Source organism: Serratia sp. SM04, from assembly GCF_040280225.1.
Classification (GTDB): domain Bacteria; phylum Pseudomonadota; class Gammaproteobacteria; order Enterobacterales; family Enterobacteriaceae; genus Serratia; species Serratia sarumanii.
This window is the reverse complement of sequence record NZ_JBEOQT010000021.1, coordinates 366,855-392,324: the sequence shown is the minus strand read 5'-3', so window position 1 is coordinate 392,324 and position 25,470 is coordinate 366,855. Positions and strand designations below refer to the sequence as shown.

The window sequence follows — 25,470 nt, the reverse complement described above, 5'->3', positions numbered from 1 at the left end:
TGCCATGAGCCACCGCCTGCACGCCTCGCATCTGAAGCTGGGCTACGACAATAAAATCATCGCTGACGATCTGAGCGTGGCGATCCCCGACGGCGCCTTCACGGTGATCGTCGGGCCGAACGCCTGCGGCAAATCGACGCTGTTGCGCGCCCTGTGCCGCCTGCTGAAACCCAGCGCCGGCGAGGTGATGCTGGACGGCAAGAACATCAGCAGCTTCGCCACCAAGGCGCTAGCGCGCGAGCTTGGGCTGCTGCCGCAAACCTCGATCGCACCGGACAGCATTACCGTGGCGGATCTGGTGTCGCGCGGCCGCTACCCGCACCAGAGCCTGCTGAAACAGTGGACGCAAGCCGACAAACAGGCGGTGGAAGCCGCCATGGCGGCCACCAACGTCGGCCAGCTGGCGGACCGCAGCGTCGACGAGCTGTCCGGCGGGCAGCGCCAGCGCGTCTGGGTGGCGATGGCGTTGGCGCAGCAAACGCCGCTGCTGCTGCTGGATGAACCGACCACCTATCTGGACATCGCGCATCAGATCGAGCTGCTGGATCTGTTCCGCCAGCTCAACCGCGAGCACGGCCAAACCCTCATCGCGGTGCTGCACGATCTCAACCACGCCTGCCGCTATGCCGATCACATCATCGCTATGCGCGACGGCAAGATCGTGGCGGAGGGGAAACCGGCGGAGATCATCACCGCCGAGCTGGTTGAGCGGGTATTCGGCATGCCGTGCATGATCATCGACGATCCGCTGTCCCACACGCCGCTGGTGATCCCGCGCGGCCGCTACCACTGCGACACGCCGCAGGCATGAAAAAGGCCGGGTTAGCCCGGCCTTCGTTTATCCATGACTAGGGAGCCAACAGCGCCCGCAATCCGTCGAGCAAACCGCCGCGCCAGCAGACGGCATCATGCCCGCCGGCGAATACGCGATAATCGACCCGATGCCCCGCCTCCACCAGCGCCCGATGCATTTGGCGATTGACCTGATGAATATCCCTCTCCCCTTCACCGGCTTCCTGAAAGACGCGCAGCGGCGTCGCGGCGCACAAGCCCCGCCGCACCTGTTCAGTCAACCAGCCGACGTCGGCGTCATACTCCTCAGCCGGGTTAATCATCGCTTCAATGTGCGGCCACCAGAAAGAACCCGACTGGGTCAATACGCAGCCGAAACGCTGCGGCCAATGCAACCCGGCATACAACGCCGCCAACCCGCCGTAACTCTGCCCCGCCACCACCGTGCGCTGCGGATCGTCGCTGTAAGGCGTACGCGCCGCCACCTGCGGCAGCAGCTCCTCTTGCACCGCCCGCCAGAAAGCCGCATTGCAGGCCAATTCTTCCGCACGCCGCGCCATGTCTATCACGTCGATAAACAGATAAAGCGCCGACGGCAGCCTTCCGTTAAGCGTCTCGGCGTCCAGTGCGGAAAAAATCGGTATGCCATGCAGCCAAAATTGCCCGTCCAGCAGTACGACTAACGGGCGGTCTTCCCCTGCGCCGGTGGCGTACAGCCAGATGTTGCGTCGGTTAGCCAATCGTTCGCTGTGCCAAAAGAAGTGCTGCAAACGCCCAGACGCGGCGGGCAATGCTTGCCCGGCGTCCAACGCCCGCCACGCTGATTGATCCGGCGCCGCCGGCAAATGTATCGCAGACAACGGGAAGCCGCGGCTGCTGCAGTGCGGCGCCACCGGATTGAGCGGATCATGGCGCATCAACGGAAACAACGAACACCACCACTGACGCTGCTGCTGCCGACGCTGAGCCGCATCGCCGGTAAAAGCGGGCGGCAGTTGCGCCGTCTCAATGGGTATAAAACTGTAACTGCCTCGCCAATCTTCGCGAACAGTGAACTGCCACCACCAAATATCGCTACCCGGCCGGCGTTCCAGACTCTGTGGCGAAGGGCTGTGATGGTCGGTCACGCAGTTGATATCGACATACACCTTTTTAATCGGCGAGCGCCGTTCATCGCCCCACGGGTCGCGCCAGAAAAAGGTAACGCGCACCTGCGCTGCGGGCAGCGATTCGACGAGCGGCGTTCCCAACTCCGCGACCTGACGCCACCAATCTTCTCCGCCGAGATCGGGCCTTTGCAGCAGGTTGAGCACCAGGCCATCGGCATGAAGCGAATGCATTTTTCCTTTTTCCCCTGTTCACCGCACCCGGCGTTTTTTGTTTTCTTGAATAATGCAAATGGTATTGAGAATCATTTGTATTTTCAATAAAATGTAACCAATTATAAATCAACGCGCCTGAGGTCAACAAGGCCACTTCGAAGCGTGGCTCTGCAAAACGGTAAGCGATTCGTCCACCGTTCATTTATGGCAAGGAACTGCGCAGCCCTTCTCGGCGGCGCCAAATGAAAAAAGACAGCAATAGCTTGATATAAAATTGTTTTTTAAGGGATGAAAAATGTCAGAACACCCCCAAAATACCGCCAATCAACCTCTGCGTCACCCAGTCGCCAAGCTCTTGCTGACCTCAGCCATGCTGCTGGCGCCGGGCGTACAGGCCGGAACCGACAACGTTGAGCGTGATATCACCGTCGTCGCCGGCGCACAGGAAAACGTCACCGCGCCGCTGCAGGGCATCGTCGCCAAAGAAAGCGCGGCGGGAACCAAAAGCGCCGCGCCGTTGGTAAAAACGCCGCAGGCCATCACCGTCGTCACGCGCGATCAAATGGATCAACAGGATGCGGCTTCCGTCGCTCAGGCGCTGCGATACTCCAGCGGCGTCGTGGCGGAATACCGCGGCACCTCTAACCGCAGCGACGAAGTGATCGTACGCGGCTTTCGTTACGCCCCAAAATATCTGGACGGCCTGAGCTATCAAAGCGGCCAGATCGACCCCTGGCTGCTTGAACGCGTTGAGGTGGTGCGCGGCCCGGCTTCTGTGCTGTACGGCCAGGCCAACCCGGGTGGGCTGGTGGCGATGACCAGCAAGCGGCCCGTCGCCCAGGCTATTCGCAAACTGCAATTGAGCGCGGGCAACCTGCATCAAGGAGAGGCCGCTTTCGACTTCGGCGGCGCATTGGACGAAGATGCCAAACTGCTGTATCGCCTTAACGGCATCGCCGGCACCAAAGAGACCGGTATCAAAGATCACAAGGAAAAACGCTTCGCCATCGCACCGGCGCTGACCTATATCGCCAATGAAGACACGACGTTCACCCTGTTGACCAGCTATCAAAAGGAACCGGAGAACGGCTACCGCAACTTCCTGCCGACCTCCGGCGTGGCGATCAAAAGCAGCGCCGGCTATCTGCCGTATGATTTCAACGTCAGCGATCCCGGTTTCAATCAGGCTCGCCGCGAACAAACCTCGTTCGGCTATATCTTCGAGCACTATATTAACGACGTTTTCTCTTTCCAGCAGAACATGCGTTACACCACGGTGGATGAACGTTACAAATATCTGGTGTTCATGTCGCAAGCCAAAAACAGCACGCTGCTGCAGCGCCGTCCGCAAAAAGATATCGTCAAATCCCATGAGCTGGGGTTGGATAACCAACTGAAAGCGCAATTCAGCACCGGCGACGTCGAGCACAGCGTGTTGACCGGCCTTGACTACAAGTGGAGCAAGGTCAATACCCAAAACTGGCGCGGCGACAGCGCGGGCTATTTCCTCGACTGGACTCGGCCGGTTTACGGCATGCCGGTCAACGAAAGCGCATTGCCGAAGGTCACCGATAACCGCAAGGTGCTGGACCAACTCGGCGTTTATCTGCAGGATCAGATGAGCTACGGCGGTTGGAATTTGTTGTTGTCGCTGCGCAACGACTGGACCGAGCTGCGCACTCAGGACATGTTGAGATCCAGCGACAGTCAGCAAAACGACACCAAGCTGACTGACCGCAGCGGCCTGCTGTACGCCTTTGACAACGGCATTGCCCCGTACATCAGCTACAGCACATCGTTTGAACCCAACCTCGATACCGGCGCGCCGGGCACCGATCCGTTCAAGCCCACCACCGGTGAACAAACCGAAATCGGCGTGAAATTCCAGCCGAAGAACAGCAACACGCTGCTGACGCTGGCGTTGTTCGATCTCACGCAGAAAAACGTCAGCTCCACCAACCCGGTAACCAAATACAAGGAGCAGATCGGCAAAGTGCGCTCCAAGGGGCTGGAAGCCGAAGTGCATTCACAGCTCACCCCGGCCATCGCGCTCATGGCGGCCTACACCTATACCGACATCGTTACCAAAGAAACCTATGTCGACGATCAGCGCGGCAAGACGCTGGTGATGGTGCCGACGCACGCCGCCTCCGCCTGGGGAACCTACAGCTTCCTGCAAGGGCCGCTGAAAGGCTTCTCCACCGGCGCTGGGGTACGTTACAACGGCGCCAGCCAAGGCGATGCGACCAACACCTACAAAGTGCCGGCCTTTACGCTGTATGACTGGATGGCGCGCTACGAATTGGCAGAAGTGGCTCCGAGCCTGGCAGGCGCCGCGCTGCAGGTTAACGTCAACAACCTGACCGACAAGCATTACGTTTCGTCCTGCGGCGGCGTGGACGCCTGTTTCTACGGCAGCGGCCGCACCGTCACCGCCACGGTCAGCTACAGCTGGTAAAACCTTTGGGCGCCGCATTGCCGCGGCGCCCTGCTTTATTTCTCCAGCGACACCTGCTTGAAGATGTGTTTGCCGAACGGGTCAATCTCGTAGCCTTTCACTTCCTTGCGCACCGGTTCGAAGATGGTCGAGTGCGCGATCATCAGCGCCGGCATCTGATCGTGCATCATCACCTGCGCCTGCTGGTACATCGCCATCCGCTTGGCGTGATCGTTCTCTTCGCGCGCCTGCAGGATCAGCTGGTCGAACGGTTTATAGCACCATTTCGCCGAGTTCGAACCGCCGAGCGAAGCGCAGGTGAACAGCGGCCCGAAGAAGTTGTCCGGATCGCCGTTGGCGGTGGTCCAGCCCATCAGCGCGGTCTGATGCTCGCCGTTTTTAATCCGCTGCAAATATTCGCCCCACTCGAAGGTGACGATTTTGGCGCGTACGCCGATCTTGGCCCAGTCGGCCTGGATCATCTCCGCCATACGCTTGGCGTTGGGATTGTAGGGCCGCTGCACCGGCATCGCCCACAGATCGATGTCGAACCCCTGCCCCAGCCCAGCCTCCTGCAACAGCTGCTTCGCCCGCTCCGGCGAATACGGGTAATCTTCAAGCTGCGCGTTGCTGCCCCACTGGGTCGGCGGCAGCAGATTCTTGGCCGGCTGGCCGGCGCCGTGGAACACCGCCTCGATGATCGCCGGCTTGTTGACCGCCAGCGCCAACGCCTGGCGCACCTTGACGTTATCCAACGGTTTCTTCTGGGTGTTGAACGCCAGGAAGCCGATATTCAAGCCGGATTTTTCCATCACCTGAAGGTTGCCGTCCTGCCGCATGCGCGCCAGATCCGCCGGATTGGGGAACGGCATCACCTGACACTCGTTCTTTTGCAGCTTGGCGTAACGCACCGTCGCATCCGGCGTGATCGAAAACACCAGCCGGTCGATCTTCGGTTTGCCTTCCCAGTAACGATCGAACGCCTTGTAGAGGATTTTCGCGTCTTTCTGATACTGCACCAGTTGGAACGGCCCAGTGCCGATCGGATCGTTGTCCACCCGCTGCGGCGTACCGGCCTTCAGCATCGCGTCAGCATATTCCGCCGATAATATGGTGGCGAAGTACATGCCCAGATCGGCGACGAACGGCGCCTCGGCGCGGGAGAGCTCAAAGCGCACGGTGTTGTCGTCCACCTTGACGATCCGGTCAATCAGCGTGCCGAACTCCATCGACTCGAAGTTGGTGTAGGCGCCGTTGGAGACCTTGTGATACGGGTTGTTGGCGTCCTTTTGCCGCATAAACGAGAAGATGACGTCATCGGCGTTGAAATCGCGGGTGGGCGTGAAATATTTATTGCTCTGGAATGCCACGCCCTTGCGCAGGTGGAAGGTATAGCGCTTGCCGTCCTCGCTCACCTCCCAGCTTTCCGCCAGGCTGGGTTGCAGCTCGACGGTGCCGGGTTTGAAGTCCACCAGCCGGTTGTAGATCGCCGCCGAACTGGCGTCCACCGTGGTGCCGGAGGTGAACAGCTGCGGGTTGAAGCCTTCCGGCGAGCCTTCGGAACAGTAGACCAGCGTATTGGCCCGCGCGCCGCCGGCAATCGCCAACGCCAGCAGCCCGATCGTTATTGCTTTTCTTTTCATTGCGCTATCCCCAGTGGTGAAAAAACAGCCCAACGGTTAGCAATAAATCATGCGGTTAGCGATGTAAAGGACAAATTCCGCGCATAAAAACGGGCAGGCGCGCATGCGGCCTGTCCGGTGAAACGGCGCGAGGATGATGAAATTAAATCATCTGGCTGAAGTTCATCTGCGCCATCAGCTTATAGTTGTCGGCGTAGTCGACCGGAATGGCCACCACCACCGGCCCCTGGATCGCCATCGCCTTGCGCAGCATCGGCCGCAGATCGTCCACCGACTGCACGGCGAAACCGACCGCGCCGCAGGATTCCGCGTAGGCCTTGAAGTCGATCGGCCCAAACTCCACGCCGGATTTGCGCTGGTATTTGTTCACTTCCTGCATCTCCACCATGTTGTAGGCGTTATCGACCCAGATGACGTGCACGATGTTGTTTTTCAGCCGCACCGCGGTCTCCAGCTCCATGCTCGACTGCATGAACCCGCCGTCGCCGGAGATAGACACCACTTTATCGCCAGGGCGCACCAGCGCCGCGCCGATGGCCCACGGCAACGCCACCCCCATGGTTTGCTGGCCGTTGGAGATCAACAGCTGACGGGCGCGGAAACTGTACAGGTAGCGGGCGATCCAGATATGGAAACTGCCCATGTCCACGCACAGGGTTACGTCGTCGCTGACGATGTCCTGCAGCTCCTTGACGATGCGCAGCGGGTGGATCGGCATGCCGCCGCGGCGCGCGGCGCGCTCCGCCAGTTCCGTGCGTTGGCGGCCGAGATCGGTGAGGATCAGCTCCACCTCCGGCGGCACGCAGACCGCCTCAGTGAACGTTTCGGTCATCATGTTCAGCGTGGCGCTGATGTTGCCCACCAGCTCGACGTCCGGCCGATAGCAGGTGTCGATATCCGCCGGCAGCACGTCGATGTGCACCAGTTTCAGCCGCCCGTGGCTGTTCCACATGCAGGGATCGTATTCGATCGGATCATAGCCGACGCTGACCACCAGATCGGCCTTCTGCAACAGCTGATCGGCCGGCTGGTTGTTGAACAGGCCGACGCGGCCGGCGAAACGGGCGAAGTGGTTGACGTCGATCACCCCCGCCGCCTGATAGGTGCCGACCACCGGCATATGGGTGCGGTACAGCAGATGGCGCACCGCCTCGCTGTTCTCCGGCCGGCTGGCCTGCAGGCCGAGCAGCAATACCGGGCATTTGGCCTGCCGGATCAGTTTCACCGCCGCCTGAATGTCGTCCGCCGCCGCGGCCCCCATGCGCGGCAAGCGGCAGCCGGCCAGCACCGGCGCGCTCACCGGTTCATTGACGATATCCATCGGCAGGCTAACGAACGACGCCCCCGGCCGGCCGAACTCGGCGCGGCGAAAGGCGTTGGCGATCACCTCGGAAATTGCCGAACCGGCATGCACTTCGGCGCAATACTTGGTCACCGGCCGGAACATGCTGACGGTATCCATGCTCTGGTGCGTCTGTTTCAGGCTGTCGGCGCGCTTCACCGCCCCGCCGAAGGCCACCACCGCATCCCCTTCCGAAGTGGCGGTGGCCAGCCCGGTGATCAGGTTGGAGCTGCCCGGCCCGGAGGTGACCAGCGCCACCCCGGCCTTGCCGGTCAAGCGGCCGACCGCCGCCGCCATAAAGGCCGCGTTGGCCTCATGCCGCACCACCACCGTTTCAATCGATGGCGCGTCCTCCAGCGAGTCGAACACCCGGTCGATCTTGGCGCCCGGAATGCCGAAAACGTGTTTGACGCCCTGCGCTTCCAGGTTTTTCACCACCAAATCGGCGCCACATTGCCAGTCATTGCCTGTTTTTTCCTGTGCCATGGTTCCACCTCCTAAGAAAACGATCGCCGGGGTTAGCCCTCGGCGGAACGAATCGCGCGATCCAAATCCTCTGGGCAGAGGTTGGCGCGCAAGAAATCCGCATCATGCGGTAACTGAAGATTGAGACGCGTGATGACGCCGAACTGCAGACGGCCATGATCGAGCTGGTAGTCCAGCACGTGGCCGCCGCCGCTGCGGTCGTCGGTAACGAAGTGTTCGTGATAGCCGGCCACGCCGATGCCCTGCATGTAATCCGGCGAGCGGAAACCAACCAGCGTGCCGCGCCGCTGATGGAACGAGAAGGTCGGCTGCTCTTCTATCGCCTCCAGCATCGGGCGGTAAGGCCGCTCCTGGCGCGGCACGGTACGGGTTTCCACGTGGCTGAACTCGCCGTCGACCCGCACCGCGCAAAACAGGTTCGGCGAGGCGACCTGCTCGTCGATGCACTGGTGCAGCTGCGCCTTGGTGATCGGCCGGTCGAATTGCTGGCTGACGCTGGGCTGGAAAAAGGTGACGACGGCGAAGGGGGTTTGCTGTTGCAGGCCGGCCGGCCGGGCGCTGCCGTCGGCGCGCAGCTGGTGTATTTCCTGGTCGAAAGCGATCAGTTCGCCGTCCAGGTGATTGAAGGTGCCGAGGCCGAAATCGCCGTGCTTGAGCAGCTCGGCAATAGTTGTTTCACCCTCGTAGACCCCGTCGATGAGCGCGCTCATCAGCGAGATTTGATAGATTTCGCCCTCCCCGGCGTTGATCGACTGCCTGGCAAAACCCTGCGCCAAATGGCGCGCACAGGCACACCCGTGTTTTTCGTTCATGACTGACTCCTCCACCAGCGCGAAACCGCGGTTCCGCGCGTTCAAAAGACCCACCGACGGTGAGCCAAGATGCCCCCCAAGGCGCGTTCATCAGTTGGAACGATTCAGCCTGAGGCGACAAAAAAACCGGCACGGCTGGCCGGCCGATAACCAGGCATCAGATCAGAATGAGATAAAGTAAAGGCTTACTAATCATTAAGACTGAACCGGTTATCAAATTGAACGGTTAATCTGGTGTTGGAGCGGCAATCAACTCCGCAGGCGGCTCACGCGGCCTGGGAAAAACATCTGCTATTTGGTGCTAAGCGCCGCGAGGTTTATGCGTTTTCTCTCTATGCGGCCGGGATGGGACGGCGCCGAAGCCCGTCGTCAACCCGCAGCCAGAGTAGCCGCCGCGCCGCCGGCAGAGAAGCGGGTATTCATAAGAAACGCTTTTGCATATAATGCAAAAATGAATGACGCCCGCTATGTAGAACATCTGCCAATTTTTCTCGACGTCGCCCGCCTGGGCAGCTTTTCCGCAGCTGCGCGCCGGCTGGGCATGGTGCCCTCTTCACTGGTGCGCCACATCGATGCCCTGGAAAGCGCGCTCGGCGCCGCGCTGTTCGTGCGCTCCACCCGTGGCCTGCTGCTGACCGACGCCGGCGAACTGCTGCTGACGCGCGCCGCCGCGCTGATGACGGACATCACCGGCCTTCGCGCCGAGCTGAGCGCGCTGAACGAAACGCCGCAGGGCACGCTGCGCATCAGCTGCCTGCCAACCTTCGGCAAAACCTATGTGCTGCCGCTGCTGCCGACGCTGGCGGAACGCTACCCGCAGCTGTCGGTCGACCTCGATCTGACCGAACGCCAGACCGATCCGACGCAGGAGCGGCTCGACGCCGCCCTCCGCATCGGCGAACAGAAGGACAGCGCGCTGTATGCCAGCCGCATCGCCACCCAACGCTGGGTGATGTGCGCCAGCCCCGCCTACGTCGCCCGCTATGGCCTGCCGGCCGATCTGGAAGCGCTGCCGCAGCATCGGCTGATCGCCCGCTACCACAAGCAGCAGCCGGCCTGCTGGGCGCAGATCCTCGACGCGGCGCTGATGAACCGCTGCACCATGGCGCTGCGCTGCGACGACTTCACCGCGCAGCGCCAGGCCGCGCTGCTCGGGCTCGGCATCGCCTTTCTGCCCAACTGGGTGGTGGGGCCGGACGTGCAGCACGGGCAACTGGTGCAGATGCTCGAAGATCCGCGCCATGAGCAGCAAGGCATCTATCTGCTGCGCCCGATGGCGAAGGTGTCCGCCCGGCTGGCGGCCTTTACCGCCCTGCTGCAGCAAACCCTCGGTCAGCCGCCCAACTGGGGGTAAAGCGGCGTTACCCGGCCGCGCAGCGCCGGGTTGTCACTCTCATCTTTCAGTTCGACGCCGGTCAGCCGGCGCTGGAACGCCTGCTCCAGCAGCCAGGCCAATTTGAACGCCGCCTGCGGGTAATCCAGCCCCTCGGGGCGCACGTTGGAGATGCAATTGCGCTCGGCGTCCGTTCTGCGCGCGTTCGGCCCCCAGGTCAAATAGACACCCAGGCTGTCCGGCGACGACAGCCCCGGCCGTTCGCCAATCAGCACCGCCACCGCCCGGGCTTGCAGGCATTCGCCGATCTCATCCCCCAGCGCCACCCGCGCCTGATGCGCCAGCACCACCGGCGCAACGGTCAGCCCCAGCGTATCGAGATAGGGCCGCAGCGCCTGCAGCAGCGGCAGCGCCTGGCGGTGCACCGCCTTGGAGGAGAGACCGTCCGCCACTATCAGCAGCAGATCGACGCGGCGCGATGGCGAACCGAGCAGCAGGCTGCGGCTATCCGACACCAACCGCCGCCCCAGATCCGGCCGGCGCAGATAGGCGGCGCGGTCGGCGGCCTGGCTGTGCACCGCCAGCGTGGGCCAACCGGCATCGTGCAGATCCGCCGCCAGCCGCTCGCTGTCGAAAGGCTGATGCACCGCGTCGCGCGCCTGGGCATGAGCCAGGCCGAAGCGCAGCAGTTCGTCGGTCGGCAGGCTGGCGCCGGTGCGCCCCAGCGCGATGCGCGCATCGGTAAAGGCGCGCAGCGCGTCCCAGCTGTTGACGTGAACCGGTTTGCTCATGTGCGTTCTCCCTGCAGCGCCAGCAACAGCGGATGATTGGCGGCGGCATCGCGCAGCCGCCCGCGTTCGTCGGTAATGTTCATCGCCGCCAGCCAGGCGGCGAACTCCGGCGCGTGCTTCAGCCCCAGCAGCTCTCGGATATAGAGCGCGTCATGGAACGACGTGCTTTGGTAGTTGAGCATGATGTCGTCCGCGCCCGGCACGCCGATCAGGAACGTCAACCCGGCGGCGGCCAACAGCGTCAGCAGCGTGTCCATGTCGTCCTGATCGGCTTCGGCATGGTTGGTGTAGCAGACGTCGCAGCCCAGCGGCAGGCCGAGCAGCTTGCCGCAGAAGTGATCCTCCAGCCCGGCGCGGATAATTTGCTTGCCGTCATACAGGTATTCGGGGCCGATAAACCCTACCACGGTGTTGATCAGCAGCGGCGAGAAATGGCGCGCCACCGCATAGGCGCGCGCCTCGCAGGTTTGCTGATCGACGCCGTGATGGGCGTTGGCCGACAGGCAGCTGCCCTGCCCGGTTTCGAAATACATCACGTTGTCGCCCAGCGTGCCGCGCCTGAGGCTCAGCGCCGCCTGCTGCGCTTCCGCCAGCAGCGCCAGATTAATGCCGAAGCCGCGATTGGCCGCTTCGGTACCGGCGATCGACTGAAACACCAGATCCACCGGCGCGCCGCGCTCTATCAGCCGCAGCGTGTTGGTCACGTGGGTCAGCACGCAGGATTGGGTGGGAATGGCGAAGCGCTGGATCACGTCGTCCAGCATGTAGTTGAGCTTTTCCAGCAGCGGCAGGCTGTCGCTGGCCGGATTGATGCCGACCACCGCGTCGCCGCTGCCGTACAACAGGCCGTCCAGCATGCTGGCGGCGATGCCCTGCAGGCTGTCGGTCGGGTGATTGGGCTGCAGCCGCACGCTGAGGTGGCCCGGCAAGCCAATCGTATTGCGAAAGCGCGTCACCACCCGGCACTTCTTGGCCACCAAAATCAGATCCTGATTGCGCATGATCTTGCTCACCGCCGCCGCCATCTCCGGCGTGATGCCGGCCGCCACCTGCGCCAGCATGGCGCTGTCCGCCTGCTCGCTCAACAGCCAGTCGCGAAAATCGCCGACCGTGAGGTGCGAGATGGGCTCGAAGGCGGCGGCATCGTGGCCGTCGATAATCAGGCGTGTCACCTCGTCCTGTTCGTACGGCACCAGCGCCTGCTGCAGGAATGCCTTGAGCGGCAAGTCCGCCAGCGCGATGCGCGCCGCCATGCGCTCTTCGGCGCTGTGCGCCGCCACCTCCGTCAGATAATCGCCGGAACGCGCCGGCGAAGCCTTCGCCATCAGCTGACGCAGATCGCCGAAGCGATAGCCGCGTTGGCCCACCGTTGCCTGATACATAGCCCCCTCCCTTGCCCCGAGTGACGAGATAAAAGCCCTGCACCAAGTGTAGTCAGTGAGAGAAGAAAATTAATTTGCCTGCGATCGCCGTCATCACGCCTCCCGCCATTTCACCCGCAGCCGCTTCGGGTTACAGTAGCCGCGAAAACAGGAGGGGTGATGGATCCGCAACGGCAAATTATCGACTGGCTGCAACAAGATGACGCGCGCATGGCCGCCCTGCGCACCGTGCGCCGGCTCGGCCTGAATGACTGGTGCCTCGGCGCCGGCTTCGTACGCAATCTGGTGTGGGATCGGCGCCACGGCTATGTGGAGCCCACGCCGCTCAACGATATCGACGTGATCCACTTCGATGCGGAGCGTGCGGACGCCGAGCGCGATCGCATGCTGGAGGCGCGGCTGCAGCAATGGCTGCCGCAGCCGTGGTCGGTCAAGAATCAGGCGCGCATGCATCTGCGCGGCGGCCGGGCGCCTTACCGCAACAGCGAAGAGGCCATCAGCTTCTGGACCGAAGTGGAAACGGCGATCGGCGCGCGCCTGAACGCCGACGACAGCCTCACGCTGGTGGCTCCCTTCGGGCTCGCGGCGCTGTTCGGCGACACCATCACCTTCAACGTGAAAAACGGCGATCGCGCTGCCTATGCCCAGCGGGTGCTCGACAAAGGCTGGCTGCAGCGCTGGCCGCGCCTGCGGCAGGTAAAGATTTAGCCGCCACTGCCGATACCCTGAACAGCGATATACCGACTCAGGGAGAGCATCCATGTCGACCAGCATCACCATGATCGTACCGATCAAAAATACCGTTCCCGGCGTCAGCAACGTCTTCAGCGCGCCGGGCCATCAGGGCGAATTGCTGATGGCCAAACCGGTCAACAACCAGCCGGAAGGCGGCAAGGCGAAGAAAAACGAAGGCGCCAACGGCAATGACGAACCGGCAAATCTCAACGAAAGCCGCGCCTCGGCGCGCATCAAGGCGCTGAACCGGCAGATTCAGGCTCTGCAGCAAAAGCTGGTGGAGCTGAAGGACTCCAGCGCCGATCCCAAAGAGATCGAGAAGCAGAAACAGCTGATCGAAGCGCAGATCAAGATGCTGCAGGCCGAGATCGCGCGCATCCAGAAAGAAGAAATGGAAAAGCAGCAGCAGGAGCAAATGGAAAAAGCCGCGGCGCAAGCCGGCGACGGCGTAAACCGCCCGACGCCGCTCAACGCGGTGGACGTCTATATCTGAGTCAATATTCCGCGTTTTCCTGCCGGCGCTGGTGCAGCAGCGCCGCCTGCTGACGCGCGACCTGCCAGATGGCCTCCGCCGCCGGCGTCAGCGAGCGATTTTTACGCCGCACCAGCATCAGCGCGCGGTTGATCTCCGGCACCAGCCGCCGCACCCGGAGCCGCCCCCCTTCCGGCAGCGGCAGCGCCAACGCCGGGAAGATGCTGATGCCAATCCCCTCCGCCACCATCGGGAACAGCGTGGCCGGATGGCCGATTTCCTGCACCACCTGCGCCTCGACGCCCTGCTGCCTCAGCGCGCTGTCGATCAACGGCCGGCTGCCCGACGCGTAATCCTGCAACACCAGGCGGCAGCCGTTTAACGCCGACCAACGCACCTCTTGCTGCGCAGCAAACGGGTGGTCGTCGCGGCACAGCAGCAGGAACGGTTCATGCAGCACCGCTTCGCACTCCAGATCCACCGCCTGCAACGGATCGACCACGATGCCGAAATCCACCTCGGCGTTGCGCACGCTGTGCAGTACCTGCTGCTGCGCCTGATCGCGCAGCATGATGCGGATCTCCGGGTATTCACGCTCGCCGGCGGCGATGCACTGCGGCATCAGGTGGGCGGAAATGGTCTGGCTGGTCGCCACCCGCACCGTGCCGCTGCGCTGTACGCCAAAGCTGCGCGCATCCAGCAACGCGGCCTGCAGTTCGTCCAGCAGCCGTTCGACCCGGTTGGCCAGCCGCAGGCCGGCGTCGGTCAACACCACTTCACGCGTGGTGCGATCCAGCAGGCGCACGCCGACCTCCGCCTCCAGCTCTTTCACGCTGTGGCTGACCGCCGATTGCGTCAGGCCGATCGCCTCGCCGGCGCGGCTGAAGCTGCCGTGGCGGGCGACAGCGACGAACACCCGCAGCTGTTTGAGTGAGTAATTCATGTGTTTTATTCATATATAAATTAAATAAATCAATTTAATTATTATATGCCCACGCGGGAGAATAGCCCCATCGATTTTCTACCCGAGCGCATCGCCATGAGATTCCTGCCCGATCGTTTTACCCTGACGCTGATCGCCACCGTGCTGCTGGCTTCTTTCCTGCCGGCGCGCGGCGAGTTCGTCGGCTGGCTCAACGTCCTGACCATCGCCGCCATCGCCCTGCTGTTCTTCATGCACGGCGCCAAGCTGTCGCGCGAGGCCATCCTGGCCGGCAGCAATAACTGGCGGCTGCATCTGTGGGTGATGTTCAGCACCTTCATCATTTTTCCGGCGCTGGGGATGCTGTTCGCCTGGTGGGCGCCGATCGACGTCAGCCCCGAGCTGTACGCCGGTTTCATCTACCTGTGCATCCTGCCCGCCACCGTGCAGTCGGCCATCGCCTTCACCTCGCTGGCGGGCGGCAACGTGGCGGCGGCGGTGTGCAGCGCCTCCGCCTCCAGCCTGCTGGGGATCTTCGTGTCGCCGCTGTTGGTTGGCCTGCTGATGAACGTGCACGGCGATACCGGCAGCCTGCGGCAGGTGGGCTCGATCGTGCTGCAACTGCTGGTGCCGTTCGTCGCCGGCCACCTGCTGCGGCCGCTGATCGGCGGCTGGATCGAGCGCCATCGCCCGCTGATCGGCAAAACCGACCAGACCTCGATTCTGCTGGTGGTGTACGCCGCCTTCAGCGAGGCGGTCACACACGGCATCTGGCATCAGGTGGGGATCGGTTCGCTGGCGTTTATCGTCGGCGGCAGCATCGTGCTGCTGACGATCGTGCTGGTGGTGAACACCTACATGGCGCGCTGGCTGGGGTTCAGCAAGGCGGACGAGATCACCATCGTGTTCTGCGGCTCGAAGAAGAGCCTGGCGAACGGCATTCCGATGGCCAATATCCTGTTCCCGGCGGCGACGGTGGGGATCATGGTGCTGCCGCTGATGGTGTTCCATCAGGTGCAGCTGATGACCTGTGCGGTGCTGGCGAAAAGGTATCAGCGCAAGCAGCGGGCGCAACAGACGGTACCCAACGCCAACGCGCAGGCGTCGCGCGGGTAAAAAAAGACGGGCCGGGGCCCGTCAGTTCAACTTTTCTTCAGCGGCTTGACCAGGTGGTCAAGCCCTTCGATTTTAATCGCCAGCGTCATCTCCATCAGCATGCCGAGCTTGCCTTTGGGGAATTCGCCCTTGCGGGCGAACCACAGCAGGTACTCTTCGGGCAGATCGATCAGCACCCGCCCCTGGTACTTGCCGAACGGCATCACGGTATTGGCGATCTCCAGCAGGTTTTCCTTTTCCATCAGTCACCCAGCAGGCGGATCATCTCCGCTTCGTCGATCACGGCGATACCCAGCTCCTGCGCCTTCGCCAGCTTGGAGCCGGCCGCTTCGCCGGCGATCACCAAATCGGTTTTCTTCGACACGCTGCCGCTGACCTTGGCGCCCAGCGCCGTCAGGCGATCTTTGGCCTCGTCGCGCGACAGCTGGCTCAGCGAGCCGGTCAGCACTACGGTTTTGCCGGCGAACGGGCTGTCTATCTCTTCGGCGACCACCACCACCGGCGCCGGCCAGTGAATGCCGATCTCGGCGCCCACCAGCTCGTTGATCACCTGCTGATTGAGCGCTTCATCAAGGAAATTGCGGGTGTGTTTGGCCACCACTTCGCCGACGTCCGGCACCTCTTTCAGCGCCTCGATATCGGCGGCGAACAGCTTCTCGAGCGATCCGAAATGCGCCGCCAGGTTGGCGGCGGTCGCCTCGCCAACCTCGCGAATGCCCAGCGCATACAGGAAACGAGCGAAGGTGGTCTGCTTGGATTTCTCCAGCGCATTGACCAGATTCTGCGCCGATTTCGGCCCCATCCGATCCAGGCCGGTCAGAATGCCGGCGGACAAGCGGAACAGATCGGCCGGGTTCTTCACGTACTCTTTGTCCACCAGCTGCTCGATGATCTTGTCGCCCATGCCTTCAACGTCCAGCGCGCGGCGGGAAACGAAGTGCTTCAACGCCTCTTTGCGCTGCGCGCCGCAGATAAGACCACCGGTGCAGCGCGCTACCGCCTCGCCTTCCACGCGCTCAACGTCGGAGCCGCACACCGGGCAGTGCAGCGGGAACACCACTTCGCGCGCATCCTGTGGCCGGCGGTCTTCCAGCACCCCCACCACCTGCGGGATCACGTCGCCGGCGCGGCGCACGATCACCGTATCGCCGATGCGCAGCCCCAAACGCTCAATTTCATCGGCGTTGTGCAAGGTGGCGTTGCTGACGGTCACCCCGGCCACCAGCACCGGCTCAAGGCGCGCCACCGGCGTAATCGCGCCGGTGCGGCCAACCTGAAACTCCACTTCGCGCACTACGGTGATCTGCTCCTGCGCCGGGAATTTGAACGCCGTCGCCCAGCGCGGCGCACGCGCCACGAAGCCCAGCGTTTCCTGCAGATCGATGTCGTCAATCTTGATCACCACGCCGTCGATGTCGAAACCGAGCTGCGCGCGGTCCTGCTCGACCTGGCGATAAAACGCCAGCACTTCCTCGCTGCCGGTGCGGCGCTGGGCGCGATCGCTGACCGGCAGGCCCCAGGCCTTGAACTGCATCAGGCGCTCAAAGTGGCTGCGCGGCAGTTCGCCGCCTTCCAACAGGCCGACGCCGTAGCAGAAGAAGGTCAGCGGGCGTTTGGCGGTAATGCGCGGATCGAGCTGGCGCAGCGAGCCGGCGGCGGCGTTGCGCGGGTTGGCGAACACCTTGCCGTCTTTGCGCCGGGCTTCTTCGTTCATCTGTTCAAAACCGGCCTGCGGCATGAACACTTCCCCGCGCACTTCCAGCCGGCGCGGGATGTTGTCGCCGGTCAGGCGCAGCGGAATGGCGCGAATGGTGCGCACGTTGGAGGTGATGTTTTCGCCGGTGGTGCCGTCGCCGCGCGTCGCCGCGCGCACCAGCTCACCGTCTTCGTACAGCAGGCTGACCGCCAGGCCGTCCAGCTTCAGCTCGCAGCAAAAGGTCAGCGGATCGCTGCTTTTGAGCCTGTCCTGCACGCGCTTGTAAAACGCCAGGAAGCTTTCTTCGTCGAACACGTTGTCCAGCGACAGCATCGGCACTTCGTGGCGCACCTGGTCAAACGCCGCCAGCGGTGCAGCGCCCACGCGCTGGGTCGGTGAATCGGCGGTGACCAACTCAGGATGCGCGCTCTCCAGTTCCCGCAGTTCGCGCATCAGGCGGTCATATTCCGCATCCGGCACTTCCGGCGCATCCAGCACATGATACTGGTATTCATGATGGCGCAGTGTGGCTCGTAGTTGATTGATTTGTTGGATTATCGATTCCATGGCTCACCATCAAAGATAAAAAACCCCCGGCTAGCGGGGGCTTTGTTGTTACGGATGTTCAGTGCGCGCGGCAACCCGGTCAGGCATTGTTTTCCAACACTTCACGGATGCGCGCTTTGTAGGTTTCCAGCTTCTGCGGCGTCATCATGCGGCGCTCGTCGTCCAGCACCACGCCGCCCACGTCGTCGGCGATGCGCTGTGCCGACTGCAGCATCAGCTTGAAGTTCTGATTGGCGTCGCCGTAAGACGGCACCATCATGAACATCGACACGCCCGGCGTGGAGAAGTCGGACATCATGTCAGGATCGAACGATCCCGGCTTGACCATGTTCGCCAGGCTGAACAGCACCGGGCCGCTGCCGGCCGGGCTGATATGGCGGTGGAAGATGCCCATCTCGCCAAACTGGAAGCCGGCCTGCAACACGCTCTGCAGCAGCACTTCGCCGCCGATCACGCCGCCCTGGTGGGCCGCGACGTGCAGCACCAGCACGGTCTCTTTCAGTTTAGCCTGAATTGGCGCAGCCGCCGGCTGCGGTGCAGGTTCCGGCGCAGGCTTCACTTCCGGCGCTGGCTGCACAGGGGCCGGCTCGGCGTGGAATGCCGGTTCCGCCACCTGCGGCGCCTCATGTTCATGCGGCAGATCGTCGACGCGCGGCTCACGGCGCGCGGCCGGTTGCGGTTGCTGCGGTTCGGCCGGTTCTTCGTCCGGCGCGTAGTTGTTCAGCAGGATGTCATCATACTCCGGCCGCTGAGACAGCGGAGGCGGCGTCTGATGGGCAGCCGGCTGAACGGCGCGGGGCGCTGGCGCAGCCGCCGGAGCGGGCTTCGGCGCGGCCACGGGTTCTTCGCGTGCGGCATCGAAATGGCCGAATGACGGCTCGTCTTGCGGGTGAGCGGCGCGTACGCGCACCTCACCGACGCCTTCTTCGAGATCGTCGATCGGAGTTTGTTCACGTTCCTTTTGGGAACGTTTGGCTGGGCGATCGCGGAAGAGCGCTGACCGTTCTTTGCGACTGGTCCACAGACCGTGCAATAACAGCGCTATTATGGCGATCGCGCCAACAACGATTAATATCAGACGCAAATCCTGCATCATTGCTATCTCTGTTGTTCCAATACATTGCCACCGCGGCAAACATTCACTCTTTAACTCTATTTGCCCGCGCACACAAGTGCAAGTCCGTGCTGAACTTTATGCCAATAAAGATGATTATACTGCCTTTTTCTGCTGGTTTTTCAGCCAACCCTACCCTAGCCAGTGGAAAATCATCCCTATATGATAATGATGCCTGTTCAGACAACGAGATAACTTAAGATATGTCCTATACGCAGCCCCCTTCCCGTTCGACCAGCGGCATTCACTATTTCGCCGAGGGTTGGCGCCTGATTTCGCGCCCGGGGATTAAACGCTATGTGGTCCTGCCGTTGCTGGTCAACGTGCTGCTGATGGGTTCCGCTTTCTGGTGGCTGTTCAGCCAACTCGGCGACTGGATCCCGGCGATGATGAGCCACGTTCCCGACTGGCTGCAATGGTTGAGCTACCTGCTGTGGCCGCTGGCGGTCATTTCGGTGCTGTTGGTGTTCAGCTATCTGTTCAGCACCATCACCAACCTGATCGCCGCGCCGTTCTGCGGCCTGCTGGCCGAGCAGCTCGAAGGCAGCCTGACCGGCAAACCGCTGCCGGACACCGGCCTGCTCGGCATCGCCAAAGATTTGCCGCGCATCATGGCGCGCGAATGGCGCAAGTTGATGTATTACCTGCCGCGCGCGCTGCTGCTGCTGGCGCTGTACTTCGTGCCCGGCATCGGCCAGACGGTGGCGCCGGTGCTGTGGTTCCTGTTCAGCGCCTGGATGCTGGCGATCCAGTATTGCGACTACCCGTTCGACAACCACAAGGTGAGCTTTGCCGACATGCGCCGCGCCTTGCGCCAGCACAAACCCGCTAACCTGCAGTTCGGCGCGCTGGTCAGCCTGTTCACCATGATCCCGATCCTCAACCTTGTGATCCTGCCGGTCGCCGTCTGCGGCGCCACCGCCATGTGGGTCGATCGCTACCGCTCACAGTTCGTCCGATAACCGCCGCTTTTTACCGCCGATAGCGCGGGAATTTTCGACAGGGGGCGCATTTCGCGCCCTTATCATTGTGCTTAAAACTTATTTCCTAATAACATATAGATATACCAATTCTTTACTTCCCTGCCGGTACTGTTAGCGTATGCTTTCGATGTTCCCCACATTTTCATAGAGTTAAAGGACGGGCTATGAGCAAGATATATGAAGACAACTCATTAACAATCGGCCATACGCCGCTGGTTCGTCTGAACCGTATCGGCAACGGACGCATTCTGGCCAAGGTTGAATCACGCAACCCGAGCTTCAGCGTCAAATGCCGCATCGGTGCCAATATGATTTGGGATGCGGAACAACGCGGCGTGCTGACCGCCGGCAAAGAGCTGGTGGAGCCGACCAGCGGCAACACCGGCATCGCGCTGGCCTTCGTTGCCGCCGCGCGCGGTTACAAGCTGACGCTGACCATGCCGGAAACCATGAGCATCGAGCGCCGCAAGCTGCTCAAGGCGCTCGGCGCCAATCTGGTGCTGACCGAAGGGGCGAAAGGCATGAAAGGCGCCATCGCCAAAGCCGAAGAGATCGTCGCCACCGATCCGAACCGTTACCTGATCCTGCAGCAGTTCAGCAACCCGGCCAACCCGGCGATCCATGAAAAAACCACCGGCCCGGAAATCTGGGAAGACACCGACGGCGACGTCGACGTATTCATCTCCGGCGTCGGCACCGGCGGCACGCTGACCGGCGTCAGCCGCTACATCAAGAACACCAAAGGCAAGGCCATCACCACCGTGGCGGTCGAGCCGACCGACTCGCCGGTCATCAGCCAGGCGCTGGCCGGTGAAGAGCTGAAACCGGGCCCGCACAAGATCCAGGGCATCGGCGCCGGCTTCATTCCGGGCAACCTCGATCTGGATCTGGTGGATCGCGTCGAGAAAGTCTCCAACGACGAGGCCATCAGCATGGCGCGCCGCCTGATGGACGAAGAAGGCATCCTGGCGGGCATTTCCTCAGGCGCAGCGGTCGCGGCGGCGGTGAAACTGGCCGAAGAACCGGAGTTCGCCGACAAGACCATCGTGGTGATCCTGCCCTCTTCCGGCGAACGTTACCTGAGCACCGCGCTGTTCGCCGATCTGTTCACCGAGCAGGAATTGCAGCAGTAATTCCGCCACTGCACAAATCGCTAAAAAAGCACCCTGCGGGGTGCTTTTTTGTGGACTGGATCAAACTTTATAGCAGTCCAAGATTGCTTTTGCCCGCCGGCTTTAGTATTTAACGGTGCATTATTTCGATGCGCAAAATTAATCCCCCCTGAGCCCGGTCAAGGCTGAATCGATTTACTCATCTGTCGCCGACGCGGCGAATCGGGCATAATGGGGAGCGGATTGGAACGACGTCTAAAGCCGAGTTTTTTGATCTGAAGTGCCTAACGCGTCGTTTTCTGTTGCATCAACGTTCGCCCCTGTCCATAGTCAGGCGCTATAACCAGACAAGCTAAAGTCAGGCCCCTGGGCTAAACTTTAGCTCCACAACATTAATCCAATAAGTTGGGGAAACATCAATGTTCCAGCAAGAAGTTACTATTACCGCTCCGAATGGTCTGCATACTCGCCCTGCCGCTCAGTTCGTTAAAGAAGCCAAAGGCTTCGCGTCTGACATCACCGTGACCTCCAACGGCAAAAGCGCCAGCGCTAAAAGCCTGTTCAAACTGCAAACTCTGGGGCTGACTCAAGGGACCGTAGTGACAATCTCCGCTGAAGGTGAAGACGAGCAGAAAGCCGTTGAGCACTTGGTAAAACTGATGGCAGAGCTTGAGTAATCGGCCCGTCTTTTTAGTTAACACCAGTCAAGAGTAAGGTAGGGTTATGATTTCAGGCATTTTAGTATCACCGGGCATCGCTTTTGGTAAGGCTCTCTTGCTGAAAGAAGACGACATCGTCATCAACCGGAAGAAAATCTCTGCTGATCAAGTAGAGCAGGAAGTCTCGCGTTTTCTGGCCGGCCGCGCGAAAGCGTCCGAACAGCTGGAAGCGATCAAGACCAAAGCTGGCGAAACCTTCGGCGAAGAGAAGGAAGCTATCTTCGAAGGCCACATCATGTTGCTGGAAGACGAAGAGCTTGAGCAGGAAATCATAGCCCTAATCAAAGACGATCTGGCCTCCGCAGACGCCGCCGCCTACACCGTGATCGAAGGTCAGGCGAAAGCGCTGGAAGAGCTGGACGACGAGTACCTGAAAGAACGCGCCGCCGACGTGCGCGACATCGGCAAGCGCCTGCTGCAAAACATTCTGGGCATGCCGATCGTCGATCTGGGCTCCATTCAGGACGAAGTGATCCTGGTGGCCACCGATCTGACCCCGTCCGAGACCGCGCAGTTGAACCTGGACAAAGTGCTGGGCTTCATTACCGATCTCGGCGGCCGGACTTCCCACACCTCTATCATGGCGCGCTCCCTGGAGCTGCCGGCGATCGTCGGCACCAGCGACGTGACCAAGCAGGTGAAGAACGACGACTACCTGATTCTGGATGCGGTTAACAACCAGATTTACGTTAACCCGACCGCTGACGTTATCGATCAGCTGAAAGCCGCCCAGAACCAATACATCACCGAGAAAAACGATCTGGCCAAGCTGAAGGACCTGCCGGCGATTACGCTGGACGGCCATCAGGTTGAAGTCTGCGCCAACATCGGCACCGTGCGCGACGTCGCGGGTGCAGAGCGCAACGGCGCGGAAGGCGTCGGCCTGTATCGTACCGAATTCCTGTTCATGGACCGCGACTCGCTGCCGACCGAAGACGAGCAGTTCCAGGCTTATAAAGCCGTGGCGGAAGCCATGGGCTCGCAGGCCGTGATCGTCCGCACCATGGACATCGGCGGCGACAAAGACCTGCCGTACATGAACCTGCCGAAGGAAGAGAACCCGTTCCTCGGCTGGCGCGCCATCCGCATCGCGATGGACCGCCGTGAAATCCTGCACGCCCAGCTGCGCGCCATCCTGCGCGCCTCGGCGTTCGGCAAACTGCGCATCATGTTCCCGATGATCATCTCCGTGGAAGAAGTGCGCGATCTGAAAGGCGAAATCGAGACGCTGAAGGCGCAGCTGCGCGAAGAAGGCAAGGCGTTTGACGAGAGCATCGAAGTGGGCGTGATGGTGGAAACACCGGCTGCGGCGGTCATCGCTCACCACCTGGCGAAAGAAGTCGACTTCTTTAGTATTGGGACAAACGATCTAACCCAGTATACTCTGGCGGTAGATCGCGGCAACGAGCTGATTTCTCATCTCTATAACCCGATGTCCCCATCAGTGCTAGGCCTGATCAAACAGGTTATTGATGCATCTCACGCGGAAGGCAAGTGGACCGGCATGTGCGGCGAACTGGCTGGCGATGAGCGTGCTACACTGTTGTTATTGGGCATGGGGCTGGATGAGTTCAGCATGAGTGCGATTTCAATCCCGCGCATCAAGAAAATTATTCGTAACACGAATTTCGAAGATGTGAAGGCGTTGGCAGCGCAGGCCTTGGCACAGCCAACGGCACAAGACCTGATGAATTGCGTCAATAAATTCATCGAAGAAAAAACGCTCTGCTAAACTTCCACGACACTGGAACGCCGCCCAATTTAATGCTTAGGAGAAGATCATGGGTTTGTTCGATAAACTGAAATCTCTGGTTTCTGATGACAAGAAAGACACGGGCACTATCGAGATCGTCGCTCCCCTTTCTGGCGAAATCGTCAATATCGAAGATGTGCCGGACGTAGTGTTCGCTGAAAAAATCGTTGGCGACGGTATCGCCATCAAACCGGCCGGCAACAAAATGGTTGCTCCGGTTGACGGCACCATCGGTAAGATTTTCGAAACCAACCATGCATTCTCTATCGAATCCGACAGCGGCATTGAGCTGTTCGTCCACTTCGGCATCGATACCGTAGAACTGAAAGGCGAAGGCTTCAAACGCATCGCCGAAGAAGGCCAGCGCGTCAAGAAAGGTGACGTGGTTATCGAGTTCAACCTGCCTCTGCTGGAAGAGAAAGCCAAGTCTACCCTGACGCCGGTCGTTATCTCCAACATGGACGAGATCAAAGAGCTGATCAAACTGTCCGGCAGCGTGACCGTTGGCGAAACCCCGATCATCCGCATCAAGAAGTAATCGCGAATGAGCAAGAAAAACGGCGCCCTCGGCGCCGTTTTTTTATCCCCTTCGTCGTATCCCGATTTCGCTACGTTATGACGGCCAGCGCGGGATACGCAGGGTAATGACCAGGCCTTCTTTATCGCCGTTGCGCGCCTCAACCTGGCCGCCGTGCGCCAGCACCACCTTGCGGGTAATCGCCAGCCCCAGGCCGTAGCCCTTGCCCGACAGCGCCGACTTCACGCGCACGAACGGATCGAAGATGCTCGACAGCTTCGCCTCCTCGACCCCCGGCCCCTGATCGCTGACGGCGATCTGGAACTGGTTATCGACGCGCGTCAGCGCTACCGTCACCCGCTGGCCGTGGCTGGAAAAGCGCAGCGCATTGCGCACGATGTTATCCACCGCACGCCGCATCAGCTCCGCATTGCCCTTGACGGTGTACTCCACGTCCGACTCGGCCTGCAGCACGATATCCACGCCGGGCACCTGCGCCTCGTAGCGCGCATCGCTCACCACCGCGTCCACTAACCCATAGAGATCGAAATACTCTTCGTCCGGCAGGCTGCTGTGTTCGGTACGCGACAACGCCAGCAGCTCGCCGATCATTTTGTCCAGCCGCCCCGACTCGTGTTCGATGCGCTTGAGCGAGGTTTCGACATTGCCGGCATTCTGCCGCGCCAGACCGATCGCCAGCTGCAGGCGCGCCAGCGGCGAACGCAGCTCATGCGAAACGTCGTGCAACAGCTGCTCGCGGGCGCTAACCAGCAGCTCCAGCCGCTCGGCCATGGTGTCGAAATCGCGCGCCACGTCGGACAGCTCGTCATGGCGGCGCCGCATTTTCGGAAACAGCCGTACCGAGAGATCGCCCTGCGCCACCCGGTCCAGGCCGCCGCGCAGCTGACGCATCGGCCGGGTCAGGTTCCAGGCCAGCACGGCGCTGAACAGCAAACCGCCCAGCCCGCCGACCCACAGCATCGGCGCAGGAATGTTGAAGAAGTGGGAACGCCGCTCCGGCCGATACTCTTCCCGCAGCCCGCGCACGTTATAGCTCAGCCAGTATCCCTGCCCTTCCCCGGTCTGCACCCAGGCAGAGATCTCTTTCGGCATCCGCCGCCCTTCAAACGCCGGTTCTTCCGGCGCGGGCGGCGGCGGTTGGGTCATCGGCGTCACCGACAGCAAACGCCTGTCGTCCTCGGGCCAATCGCGCATCAGGGCTTCCAGCGCCGGCATGCCACCGCTGCGCAACTGGGTGGCGGCAGAGGTCAGCTGCAGGCCGATCACCCGCCGCGCCATGGCGTTCTCCGGCGGCACATAGCGATCGCCATAGAGAGAAAACGCCACCCACAGCGCCTGCGTCATGATGAGGAAAGTCAGCCAAAAGCCGAGTAAAATTTTCCAGAACAGTCTTCCGCGCATAT

The 25,470-nt window shown here is 61.4% G+C and carries 22 protein-coding genes; 11 read left to right on the top strand and 11 right to left on the bottom strand.

The window, feature by feature from the left end; genetic code table 11:
- Nucleotides 1–4 precede the first annotated feature (4 nt).
- A complete protein-coding gene (locus ABTW55_RS16280) occupies nucleotides 5–811 on the top strand; it encodes an ABC transporter ATP-binding protein (protein ID WP_041038072.1) in 807 nt (268 codons plus the stop codon).
- 37 nt (nucleotides 812–848) lie between these two features.
- Here ABTW55_RS16280 and fes read toward each other — a convergent pair whose 3' ends face one another.
- On the bottom strand, nucleotides 849–2,132 hold the full coding sequence (gene fes / locus ABTW55_RS16275; RefSeq protein WP_060422032.1) for an enterochelin esterase: 1,284 nt from the start codon (nucleotides 2,130–2,132) through the stop codon (nucleotides 849–851).
- A 277-nt stretch (nucleotides 2,133–2,409) separates the two neighbouring features.
- On the opposite strand from fes, the gene ABTW55_RS16270 reads away from it, so the two are divergent.
- Nucleotides 2,410–4,572: a TonB-dependent siderophore receptor gene (locus ABTW55_RS16270; protein ID WP_350427624.1), complete on the top strand. Its 2,163-nt coding sequence runs from the start codon at nucleotides 2,410–2,412 to the stop codon at nucleotides 4,570–4,572.
- Between the two features lie 35 nt (nucleotides 4,573–4,607).
- Here ABTW55_RS16270 and ABTW55_RS16265 read toward each other — a convergent pair whose 3' ends face one another.
- From ABTW55_RS16265 to budA, 3 genes are all read right to left on the bottom strand, one after another.
- Nucleotides 4,608–6,194, bottom strand: a complete 1,587-nt coding sequence (locus ABTW55_RS16265) for an ABC transporter substrate-binding protein (protein WP_039564858.1) — start codon at nucleotides 6,192–6,194, stop codon at nucleotides 4,608–4,610.
- A gap of 142 nt (nucleotides 6,195–6,336) precedes the next feature.
- Nucleotides 6,337–8,022: an acetolactate synthase AlsS gene (alsS, locus tag ABTW55_RS16260; protein ID WP_033635442.1), complete on the bottom strand. Its 1,686-nt coding sequence runs from the start codon at nucleotides 8,020–8,022 to the stop codon at nucleotides 6,337–6,339.
- Nucleotides 8,023–8,054: 32 nt separating this feature from the next.
- A complete protein-coding gene (gene budA, locus ABTW55_RS16255; protein ID WP_033635443.1) occupies nucleotides 8,055–8,834 on the bottom strand; it encodes an acetolactate decarboxylase in 780 nt (259 codons plus the stop codon).
- A 451-nt stretch (nucleotides 8,835–9,285) separates the two neighbouring features.
- Between budA and ABTW55_RS16250 the strand changes: the two genes are divergently transcribed.
- The gene (locus ABTW55_RS16250) at nucleotides 9,286–10,188 is read left to right on the top strand and encodes a LysR family transcriptional regulator (RefSeq protein ID WP_033635445.1); all 903 of its coding nucleotides are present in this window, start codon (nucleotides 9,286–9,288) and stop codon (nucleotides 10,186–10,188) included.
- On the opposite strand, the gene eutC is transcribed toward ABTW55_RS16250, so the two are convergent.
- Both eutC and ABTW55_RS16240 read right to left on the bottom strand, forming a co-directional pair.
- Nucleotides 10,167–10,958, bottom strand: a complete 792-nt coding sequence (eutC, locus tag ABTW55_RS16245) for an ethanolamine ammonia-lyase subunit EutC (RefSeq protein ID WP_060422035.1) — start codon at nucleotides 10,956–10,958, stop codon at nucleotides 10,167–10,169. The genes ABTW55_RS16250 and eutC overlap by 22 nt on opposite strands.
- Entirely contained in the window at nucleotides 10,955–12,340 is a 1,386-nt protein-coding gene (locus ABTW55_RS16240; protein WP_060422038.1) for an ethanolamine ammonia-lyase subunit EutB, read from the bottom strand. The genes eutC and ABTW55_RS16240 overlap by 4 nt, the downstream gene beginning before the upstream one ends.
- A gap of 159 nt (nucleotides 12,341–12,499) precedes the next feature.
- Here ABTW55_RS16240 and ABTW55_RS16235 point away from each other — a divergent pair, with 159 nt between their 5' ends.
- Complete coding sequence (locus ABTW55_RS16235) at nucleotides 12,500–13,048, top strand: nucleotidyltransferase family protein (protein ID WP_033649834.1); 549 nt, start codon at nucleotides 12,500–12,502, stop codon at nucleotides 13,046–13,048.
- Nucleotides 13,049–13,100: 52 nt separating this feature from the next.
- The gene (locus tag ABTW55_RS16230) at nucleotides 13,101–13,568 is read left to right on the top strand and encodes a FlxA-like family protein (protein ID WP_060422042.1); all 468 of its coding nucleotides are present in this window, start codon (nucleotides 13,101–13,103) and stop codon (nucleotides 13,566–13,568) included.
- Between the two features lies 1 nt (nucleotide 13,569).
- Here ABTW55_RS16230 and ABTW55_RS16225 read toward each other — a convergent pair whose 3' ends face one another.
- A complete protein-coding gene (locus tag ABTW55_RS16225) occupies nucleotides 13,570–14,490 on the bottom strand; it encodes a LysR family transcriptional regulator (RefSeq protein ID WP_060422044.1) in 921 nt (306 codons plus the stop codon).
- A 96-nt stretch (nucleotides 14,491–14,586) separates the two neighbouring features.
- On the opposite strand from ABTW55_RS16225, the gene ABTW55_RS16220 reads away from it, so the two are divergent.
- The gene (locus ABTW55_RS16220; RefSeq protein ID WP_060422047.1) at nucleotides 14,587–15,585 is read left to right on the top strand and encodes a bile acid:sodium symporter family protein; all 999 of its coding nucleotides are present in this window, start codon (nucleotides 14,587–14,589) and stop codon (nucleotides 15,583–15,585) included.
- 26 nt (nucleotides 15,586–15,611) lie between these two features.
- Here the strand turns inward: ABTW55_RS16220 and ABTW55_RS16215 are convergent, their stop codons facing one another.
- The 3 genes from ABTW55_RS16215 to zipA all read right to left on the bottom strand — a co-directional run bounded on the left by ABTW55_RS16215 (nucleotide 15,612) and on the right by zipA (nucleotide 18,944).
- Nucleotides 15,612–15,827: a DUF3820 family protein gene (locus tag ABTW55_RS16215; RefSeq protein ID WP_004936441.1), complete on the bottom strand. Its 216-nt coding sequence runs from the start codon at nucleotides 15,825–15,827 to the stop codon at nucleotides 15,612–15,614.
- Nucleotides 15,827–17,848, bottom strand: coding sequence for an NAD-dependent DNA ligase LigA (gene ligA / locus ABTW55_RS16210; protein WP_047571072.1), 2,022 nt, complete (start codon nucleotides 17,846–17,848; stop codon nucleotides 15,827–15,829). The genes ABTW55_RS16215 and ligA overlap by 1 nt, the downstream gene beginning before the upstream one ends.
- A 79-nt stretch (nucleotides 17,849–17,927) precedes the next feature.
- Entirely contained in the window at nucleotides 17,928–18,944 is a 1,017-nt protein-coding gene (gene zipA, locus ABTW55_RS16205; protein ID WP_041036178.1) for a cell division protein ZipA, read from the bottom strand.
- A 221-nt stretch (nucleotides 18,945–19,165) separates the two neighbouring features.
- Here zipA and cysZ point away from each other — a divergent pair, with 221 nt between their 5' ends.
- The 5 genes from cysZ (at nucleotide 19,166) to crr (ending at nucleotide 24,067) form a co-directional block, all read left to right on the top strand.
- The gene (gene cysZ, locus ABTW55_RS16200) at nucleotides 19,166–19,924 is read left to right on the top strand and encodes a sulfate transporter CysZ (protein WP_033635453.1); all 759 of its coding nucleotides are present in this window, start codon (nucleotides 19,166–19,168) and stop codon (nucleotides 19,922–19,924) included.
- 185 nt (nucleotides 19,925–20,109) lie between these two features.
- Nucleotides 20,110–21,078 carry a cysteine synthase A gene (cysK, locus tag ABTW55_RS16195; protein WP_060422050.1) on the top strand — a complete coding sequence of 323 codons (969 nt, stop codon included), beginning with the start codon at nucleotides 20,110–20,112 and terminating at the stop codon, nucleotides 21,076–21,078.
- Between the two features lie 398 nt (nucleotides 21,079–21,476).
- A complete protein-coding gene (gene ptsH, locus ABTW55_RS16190; protein ID WP_033635455.1) occupies nucleotides 21,477–21,734 on the top strand; it encodes a phosphocarrier protein Hpr in 258 nt (85 codons plus the stop codon).
- A 46-nt stretch (nucleotides 21,735–21,780) separates the two neighbouring features.
- A complete protein-coding gene (gene ptsI / locus ABTW55_RS16185; RefSeq protein WP_004936461.1) occupies nucleotides 21,781–23,508 on the top strand; it encodes a phosphoenolpyruvate-protein phosphotransferase PtsI in 1,728 nt (575 codons plus the stop codon).
- Between the two features lie 49 nt (nucleotides 23,509–23,557).
- Nucleotides 23,558–24,067: a PTS glucose transporter subunit IIA gene (crr, locus tag ABTW55_RS16180; protein ID WP_004936467.1), complete on the top strand. Its 510-nt coding sequence runs from the start codon at nucleotides 23,558–23,560 to the stop codon at nucleotides 24,065–24,067.
- Nucleotides 24,068–24,142: 75 nt separating this feature from the next.
- Here the strand turns inward: crr and ABTW55_RS16175 are convergent, their stop codons facing one another.
- Nucleotides 24,143–25,468: an ATP-binding protein gene (locus ABTW55_RS16175; RefSeq protein WP_060422053.1), complete on the bottom strand. Its 1,326-nt coding sequence runs from the start codon at nucleotides 25,466–25,468 to the stop codon at nucleotides 24,143–24,145.
- Nucleotides 25,469–25,470 lie beyond the last annotated feature (2 nt).

What these genes read in the sequence shown, in the direction of transcription:
- ABTW55_RS16280 (WP_041038072.1), top strand. Translation starts at nt 5, where the DNA reads ATGAGCCACCGCCTGCACGCCTCGCATCTGAAGCTGGGCTACGACAAT.
- fes (WP_060422032.1), bottom strand. Translation starts at nt 2,132, where the DNA reads ATGCATTCGCTTCATGCCGATGGCCTGGTGCTCAACCTGCTGCAAAGG.
- ABTW55_RS16270 (WP_350427624.1), top strand. Translation starts at nt 2,410, where the DNA reads ATGTCAGAACACCCCCAAAATACCGCCAATCAACCTCTGCGTCACCCA.
- ABTW55_RS16265 (WP_039564858.1), bottom strand. Translation starts at nt 6,194, where the DNA reads ATGAAAAGAAAAGCAATAACGATCGGGCTGCTGGCGTTGGCGATTGCC.
- alsS (WP_033635442.1), bottom strand. Translation starts at nt 8,022, where the DNA reads ATGGCACAGGAAAAAACAGGCAATGACTGGCAATGTGGCGCCGATTTG.
- budA (WP_033635443.1), bottom strand. Translation starts at nt 8,834, where the DNA reads ATGAACGAAAAACACGGGTGTGCCTGTGCGCGCCATTTGGCGCAGGGT.
- ABTW55_RS16250 (WP_033635445.1), top strand. Translation starts at nt 9,286, where the DNA reads ATGAATGACGCCCGCTATGTAGAACATCTGCCAATTTTTCTCGACGTC.
- eutC (WP_060422035.1), bottom strand. Translation starts at nt 10,958, where the DNA reads ATGAGCAAACCGGTTCACGTCAACAGCTGGGACGCGCTGCGCGCCTTT.
- ABTW55_RS16240 (WP_060422038.1), bottom strand. Translation starts at nt 12,340, where the DNA reads ATGTATCAGGCAACGGTGGGCCAACGCGGCTATCGCTTCGGCGATCTG.
- ABTW55_RS16235 (WP_033649834.1), top strand. Translation starts at nt 12,500, where the DNA reads ATGGATCCGCAACGGCAAATTATCGACTGGCTGCAACAAGATGACGCG.
- ABTW55_RS16230 (WP_060422042.1), top strand. Translation starts at nt 13,101, where the DNA reads ATGTCGACCAGCATCACCATGATCGTACCGATCAAAAATACCGTTCCC.
- ABTW55_RS16225 (WP_060422044.1), bottom strand. Translation starts at nt 14,490, where the DNA reads ATGAATTACTCACTCAAACAGCTGCGGGTGTTCGTCGCTGTCGCCCGC.
- ABTW55_RS16220 (WP_060422047.1), top strand. Translation starts at nt 14,587, where the DNA reads ATGAGATTCCTGCCCGATCGTTTTACCCTGACGCTGATCGCCACCGTG.
- ABTW55_RS16215 (WP_004936441.1), bottom strand. Translation starts at nt 15,827, where the DNA reads ATGGAAAAGGAAAACCTGCTGGAGATCGCCAATACCGTGATGCCGTTC.
- ligA (WP_047571072.1), bottom strand. Translation starts at nt 17,848, where the DNA reads ATGGAATCGATAATCCAACAAATCAATCAACTACGAGCCACACTGCGC.
- zipA (WP_041036178.1), bottom strand. Translation starts at nt 18,944, where the DNA reads ATGATGCAGGATTTGCGTCTGATATTAATCGTTGTTGGCGCGATCGCC.
- cysZ (WP_033635453.1), top strand. Translation starts at nt 19,166, where the DNA reads ATGTCCTATACGCAGCCCCCTTCCCGTTCGACCAGCGGCATTCACTAT.
- cysK (WP_060422050.1), top strand. Translation starts at nt 20,110, where the DNA reads ATGAGCAAGATATATGAAGACAACTCATTAACAATCGGCCATACGCCG.
- ptsH (WP_033635455.1), top strand. Translation starts at nt 21,477, where the DNA reads ATGTTCCAGCAAGAAGTTACTATTACCGCTCCGAATGGTCTGCATACT.
- ptsI (WP_004936461.1), top strand. Translation starts at nt 21,781, where the DNA reads ATGATTTCAGGCATTTTAGTATCACCGGGCATCGCTTTTGGTAAGGCT.
- crr (WP_004936467.1), top strand. Translation starts at nt 23,558, where the DNA reads ATGGGTTTGTTCGATAAACTGAAATCTCTGGTTTCTGATGACAAGAAA.
- ABTW55_RS16175 (WP_060422053.1), bottom strand. Translation starts at nt 25,468, where the DNA reads ATGCGCGGAAGACTGTTCTGGAAAATTTTACTCGGCTTTTGGCTGACT.